The following is an 898-nucleotide window of genomic DNA, read 5'->3' as shown; positions in this document are numbered from 1 at the left end:
ATCTATTTTCGAGCAACTACGAGTGGTGTTTTTGAGAACTGGATTAAATTAACATCTGAAAAAGACTTAGAAAGATTTTTAGTTAAGCCAATTGCAATTAAACAAAATATCAATGCAAACGATTTGAAGACGCAAGGTACTTATCAAGTTAGCTCAACTGCCATCTCAAACACAATTTTAAACCTGCCAGAGTACCGTTCAGGATACTTGGTTGTGAGTCTTGTGAATGATACTAATCTAAGCCAAGAATATGTGAGTGCATCTAACAAACGATACATCCGACACTTTGTTTCGGAAGCATGGAGCGCTTGGTCAGAGTTGGTCACTTCAGTAAATTTCAGAAGCGAATTTGATAAGAACACAGACTTAATTTATGGCCGTGTTGGATTATCATTCAACCATAAAACATTTGCGCAATACTCGCCAACAGACTTTGCAATTGTAGCTGGTCAAGCAAAATACCAAATTGCTAGCCCGACCCCTGGATCTCGATCAGTGGTTGTTAAAATTGACCCAAGCACGCCTTACACTGTTGTAAAAAATGCATCATCAAGATTTAGATTGGCTACATTTTCCACATTACCACAGGAAGGAACTTTGGGGGTATTGGTTAAAGGTGAAGCCGATGGGCATAACAATGATGGTGATTTGGTTTACTTTACATTTACATCAGCACCCGACGCACAGTATTTGGTTTTATATGTATCCGTTACTGATGAAGCGCCTACTTCGGAAATTTATGAAGGCACTTACAATGGGGCAACTTTTAATAAGACTGTATTTAGTCGAGATGTAGAAGCATCAAATATTATTAAAAGTAAGAATATTGCTGATGAACGTGAGCAAAATTGGATAAGACAGGTATTTAGAGACGATGGTTTGTCAGGTGAGAACGCAT

At 38.1% G+C, this 898-nt stretch carries 1 protein-coding gene; it reads left to right on the top strand.

Annotated elements, in window-relative coordinates:
* Positions 1-898: pyocin knob domain-containing protein (locus E2B99_RS14675; RefSeq protein ID WP_240687843.1), on the top strand; the 898-nt coding region annotated here is incomplete at both ends.

Origin of the sequence: Alkanindiges illinoisensis (assembly GCF_004377485.1) — a bacterium.
In the GTDB taxonomy this organism is placed as follows: Bacteria; Pseudomonadota; Gammaproteobacteria; order Pseudomonadales; family Moraxellaceae; genus Alkanindiges; species Alkanindiges illinoisensis_A.
The sequence above is the reverse complement of the archived record's forward strand: the minus strand, read 5'-3'. Positions and strand labels throughout refer to the sequence as shown.